2 protein-coding genes are annotated in these 5,839 nt (G+C 40.7%); both read right to left on the bottom strand.

Annotated features, from left to right (window positions below; genetic code table 11):
• The coding region (locus tag A3757_RS12450) for a hypothetical protein (RefSeq protein WP_156506298.1) at positions 1 to 5,235 on the bottom strand (5,235 nt) is incomplete at its 3' end.
• Positions 5,236 to 5,337: 102 nt separating this feature from the next.
• Entirely contained in the window at positions 5,338 to 5,784 is a 447-nt protein-coding gene (locus A3757_RS12445) for a hypothetical protein (RefSeq protein WP_068739717.1), read from the bottom strand.
• Positions 5,785 to 5,839: the final 55 nt, after the last annotated feature.

The raw sequence follows: 5,839 nt of genomic DNA, 5'->3' as shown, positions 1-5,839 counted from the left end.
ACATTTACGCTGATAATAATTACGATGAATGCGAATATTAAATTCGCATTCATCGTAATTATTATCAGCGTAAATGTAGTCTTGTAATACCTTTTTTAACTCATAGAGTTGTATTTGTGCGTCTCTGTCAATAAATTCGTAAACTAAATCAAGCGTTCCTTGATCAAGCTCCGAAACAGTCTTCTCAATAATACTCGAATCTGTTTCACTACCTATTACCGTGCCGACAACTTGCTGCTGAACCAGTGATTGCGCCAGATATCTCTGAGCTAAACCTTCGAAGAATGTGACTGGGTCAATTATTTCTGGTGCAGGAATTATTTGTTCGTCACCGTTGGCCAGGGTAATAGTTAAATCACTTATGGCAACAGTTACTTGATCTGTATTATATCTAGCACAATATTTTGTTGGCCCCCAACCATGATAGCTAGCGCAGTATGTTCTTGCGTAGTAGTAATTTTCAGAATCTTGGTCAATCATCTTGTAACGATGACCACTACCAAATTGAGTTTTGATACTATTAGCCTTTTCAATTAGCTCACTATATAAGGCTATGTATTGTTCTGCGCGGTTCTGATGTTCAACAGCAATATCATTTAATACGCTAATAGACTGGCTTACCTCATTAAACTTATCTAGGAACTCTCGATACTGTTTATGATACTCCAGCGCTTTATTGCTATGATACTGAGCCTTATTAAGTGCCGCTTGCTGCAATGATTGAAGCCGTTCAAGCTCTACCATTAAAGTATCTTTTTCGGCCAGCAAGTATTCAAAATCAATATTTTTAATATCACGAGCCTTCATTGACACGTTTTGCAACTTGCCAATATTGTCATAGCGATTAAACATGGAGACATCATTCGGGTACTTGGTTTCGATCAAGCGGCTATAATCGTCGTGTACGAACTGTGTCGTAAATGTTTGCGTATTCACATTTAAGGTTTCTGTCTCAACGCGACCTAACTCATCATAAGTCCAAATCTTAGTCGCCTCAGTACCAGTTTCTTGTTCTAGCTGTCCGATTCCATTTCCACTAGCAAAATAATCCCAACGAGAAGTGCCTTCAGGCGCAACTTTGCGAGTCATTCTGCCAAGCAAGTCGTAGTACATTTTTACTTCTTGCTGCTTCGCATCTTTTTGATAGACTAACTCGCCAAAGGCATTATGTTTGTACTGCCATTCCCCCATTGAAGGGTCTTCTTGGCTCTTTTTAAAGCCTCGATCATCGTATTCAACGGTTGTTTCAAGGTTGTTCGTTCGCGTAAGTTCTAAATTGCCAGCCGCTGTATATTCGTATTCAACAATCTGGCCGTTTTCAGTTACTGAAGAAGGCTTGCCGTGAATGCCCACCGTCGTTGACTTACTGTAATCACTGTAAGCTATATTCGAGGTATTTCCGCTATAGGTATAGCTAACCGTCAATGGTAGTTTATCGGGTCCTGCTTTTGATTCTGAGGATACTCTACCCACACTATCAAAGGTGAATCGTGTCCAGCGAGCAGTATCTTGCAAGCCGTTCAAGACGTAATATGGCTCAGTAATCGCGACACGGTAACCATATTGATCATATATTGTTGACGTTTTTACATCTCGGTCAGATGAGTCACTGCTAAACCCTGAACTGATTGACCTAACCGCGCGACCTAATGCATCAAAATAGACGGTACTTACTTGGTCGCCGTACTCTGAATCGGATGCTTTAGTCTCGGTAACTTTGTAGACAATTGGGTTGTGGTAACTATATTCCCAATCAGCTGCACGTTGATCCGCGTTGGTATCCTGGGTGGTTGCCCATTCGTACATCCATGTTGTTAAATTGCTATCAGGATAATCTTCAGATACTTTTTCACAGTATTCGTTATATCCTATCGAAGTAAGTCGCTTACCAATATCTTCAATAGAAGCGATCTTTCCGCATCGAGGATGATAGGTATAAGTCGTTGTTTGGTTCAGAGCGTTTGTTTCAGTTAAAACCCGACCTAGGTCATCATAGGTTTTACGAACATAACGGGTTTGCGATTCGCCATCATAGTCCGACATACCTGTACTCTCGACTAATCTTGGATAACCTACTGTTTTAAAATCAGAGTACTCGATAGTTAATTGATTGTCGGCACCCGGCTCAAGCACTTCTCGTGTGAGTTTACCGTCCGTATATTCATAATCCACAACACGGGTTTCTACATCACTTCCTCCGTAGGTGTGCGTCACCGTTTGATAGTCTGCGCGGCCTAGTAACCAATTACTGAGATCGTGCAAGTACGTTGTTTCGGTTTTTACCTCTAACGTTTCATGACCTGCTGTTTTATTTGTTGTGATATATTTTGGATATCCATAGTCATCAAATTCAGTGTTTACTGTAGATGCAGTATTGAGTAGAACGCCATTAGCATCATATTGATTTTCTGACGTTGAATTCAACACTAAACGACGTGTCCCATTACCAAGCTCTTCAACGCTCATATTATTAGTTTGTTCTTTGACCGTCACACCATTGATTTGTGTTACCGAGCTTTCTTGCTGTCCAAATAACTTGTCATCAGTAAAGAAGTTAGTCGTTTTGACGATGTTTCGACTAATCTGGATTTCCGTCATTTTTGAAAACCCGGCGACCTCTCCATCATTGCTAACAAGTAAACCACCGTAGCGATAATCGACCCTGTTGGTTAGAACTTCTCCCGAAGCTGAATTTACAGTAGCCGTATCGGTAGTAATGCTTGATACAACCCAATTGTTGGAAAGCTGTTCACGGAAGCCTGTTGGTATCGAGTTCGCAGCATCATATAACCCATCTAAAGCTAGTGGAGCATACTCGATTTGACTGTACAGCCCATAACTATCTGTAACGCCGGTAAGCAAGGAGGTTGGGCCAAAATTATCATTCGTTGAGCATGCTATGCCCCACAGACTACGATAACAAAACTCTGAAAAGCCATCGTTATTGATATCGCCCACTTCGATTAAGTTACCATATCCACCTCTAACAGCTTCAAGCATAAACGGGACACGACTGCCGCCGAAGAGCTTATGCATAAAGCTAACCCATTGGCTCTGGCTATCTTCATTTACTTCAATATCTGGAAATATCTTTAATCGGTTTTCCAAATCAGCTAGTTCACTGCCATCACTATATCCACACTGTTCATATTCACTGTGAATTAAACATAAATCTGCCAAGCCATCTAAATTCCGATCAACAAATCTAAACGTGGCCGCTTTTGCATTCTTCGCATCGTCATCCATGTCTGCAAATGAATCACTCAGATCTAACCAAACAGAGGATGCATCAAATCCTTTACCGGTATTTAGGTGGCATACATAATCTTCACCGGATACATAACAGACATCTAAAAGTTGGTCGCCATTCAGGTTTGCTAGTCTAAAACCTGAGGCCAACTTATTGATATTTTGAACCGCGGCCTCTGCTTGTTGTTTCCAGTCATTATGGACTGAGGCAAATCGAGTCGTACTATTTGTGGAGGGCAAGGTAGAAGTTAGGCTCGATAAATTTACTTTGGAAACTTTCGCACCATATTCCAAGGTCTGTGTAGATGTATTGGTAGACGCCTCCTTACACACAAAGGCCTGACTTTCGTGTGAAACCCAGCAAAGGTCTTTATCGAAGTCGCCATCGATATCGATAAAATTGGGTGATGGGTAGCCTACTTCGAAAGACTCACTCATTTTTGAGCAGCTATTCGACTCATCACAATTGTATTCGTAGTCCCATTCCGCTTCGGCAAAGAAGTCTACATCGTTAAAACTGAACAGCTCGCTGCTAAAAGAACTACCATTCCCCTCATAACAACGATAATTCCCGTTATCATCAGTACCACAAATGTCGATATATTCATCTTCATTCACGTAAGCAAAAGAAACCCCCATGTACGATTTATTAATGGCGGTTGTCCAAAGAGAAGTAGAGTTTGAAGTAATATTGAAACTGTCACCATCACTAACACCACAACGAATCCCTTCATCATCCGTTATACAAACATCCGATTTACCATCTAGGTTTAAATCAATAAGGTTCAATAAACCGTAGGCTTTGAAGTCTTCGTTATTAGCTTGGTACGCTAAGTCGACACTCCAGGCTGTGGGTGGATCGTAGCTGCCCGCGTTATACTTTGCACACACGATTCCTGTATTGAGTTTGTAGTAACAAAAATCCGGATAGCCATTACCTGTTACGTCACCAGCGGCATAACTAGGTCGCTCTTCAATTGGAGAACTTAGCGCTCCACCATCTGGGTTATAAAAGTCATCTTCAACAACAATGGTTAAATCACTTTCTAAACGATCAATAACATTTGATGCGACAGGTAGCTCTTGATAGTGAAATGAAACAGGCTTTAAACATGCGCTATTATTCTCACTTGATGTGCCACTGAAACACTGAGTCACTTTGTTCAGGCGTTCTACATCAACGGCACTTTGTAGGAATTCATAATCAAAATCAAAGAAGTAAATTAAATCTCCATTTGGGGCGTTTACATCAATTCGATCTAAGAGCTTATGGTTATTTATACTTGCTCCGCCCATATAGTTATTGGAGGGAAGATTTTTGTCTTGATACTCGAAACTAACAAGGTGGCCTGAATATGAAATAGTAGACACCAAAGGTAAATTGCCATCGACATAGTCATACGTAATCGTATTATCAAAGATATCTTTCTTACTTACTAACAGCCACGTTGCAAACTGATTGTCAGTGTGACCGAAGCGTGCAAACTCTAACTCAAAACCACTTGGTGTATTTACAATCCAACGTTCAGGAGTGTAGTTGTTACCACCGATTGATTGGTATTTAGCGTTATTATTGTCGTATGTGCGATATTCAGTGCCATTTTGACCGTCATTTCCAGATACCGAGATCAGTCTTTGCCCGTCATGACAAAACCGACTTAGAGAATCAACTTGTATGCCTGACTCAAACCCATCTTTTTGATAGGTTGGTGTACATCGTGTAATAGCTGAACTGGCATTTAGTTTGAAACTTGGGCCGACAATACCGTTTGTCGCTTGAGCGCTATATTGCAGAGAAATAGGTGGTGAAACGTCATGAATACCATTCGGCAAAGGTAACGAGAGATTATAAGCAACACCGCCCTGGCTCACAGTTAAGTCACCGCTTATCTTTCCAACCACACTTGCATGGGCCTGGACGCTGATCATGCTAAGTAAAAGTACTGATACTAGGCCTGCAATTAACCTTCCCTCGATAATACGCACCTTACACTCCTTCCTTTTAACTCTAATAATAACGATTTACAGCCGTAGAAATTGATACGCTAAACGACCACAATACCTTCTTAAAACTCGAACTCTTACAGACTAATCTGCACTTGTCTGCTTCTCTTTAAGCAAACGATTTAATTCAATAATTTTCTGATCAGCCAGCGCATCTAGTTCTACAAATTTTTTATCATCCTCGACTAAATCAAAATATTTCTCCGCACCAGAAGAAACCGTATTCCTGGCCTGGTTCGTCGCGGAAATCACTTCTAACATTTCAGTTCTGCGTTCATCCGGGAGGTTACTGTACTTTTCCTTTTGAAGTGTCGTTAACAAGGTATCACTATTTTTCACAGGCGGTTTATCAGGTAAAGCGGATTCAATACCAATGTTTGAGCGATCTAACGCAGATAAAATTTGGTGTTTTTCTGCACCACTGGTTCCGGTATCTTTTATCTTTGTATCTGTGCCTGGGAGACTTAGATAAAGCAAACCCCCGATTACAATTACGGTCAGGCTAGTTAGCAAAATAGTGGTATTTTTCATATCTCTGCATTTCAATTAATTGAGAAAGGAGACGAAAAGAGAAGTAATAAAAATA

This window comes from Oleiphilus sp. HI0117 (assembly GCF_001635235.1).
Note: the sequence above shows the minus strand (reverse complement) of the source record. Positions and strands in the feature narration are given on the sequence as shown.

What these genes read in the sequence shown, in the direction of transcription:
- A3757_RS12445 (WP_068739717.1), bottom strand. Translation starts at nt 5,784, where the DNA reads ATGAAAAATACCACTATTTTGCTAACTAGCCTGACCGTAATTGTAATC.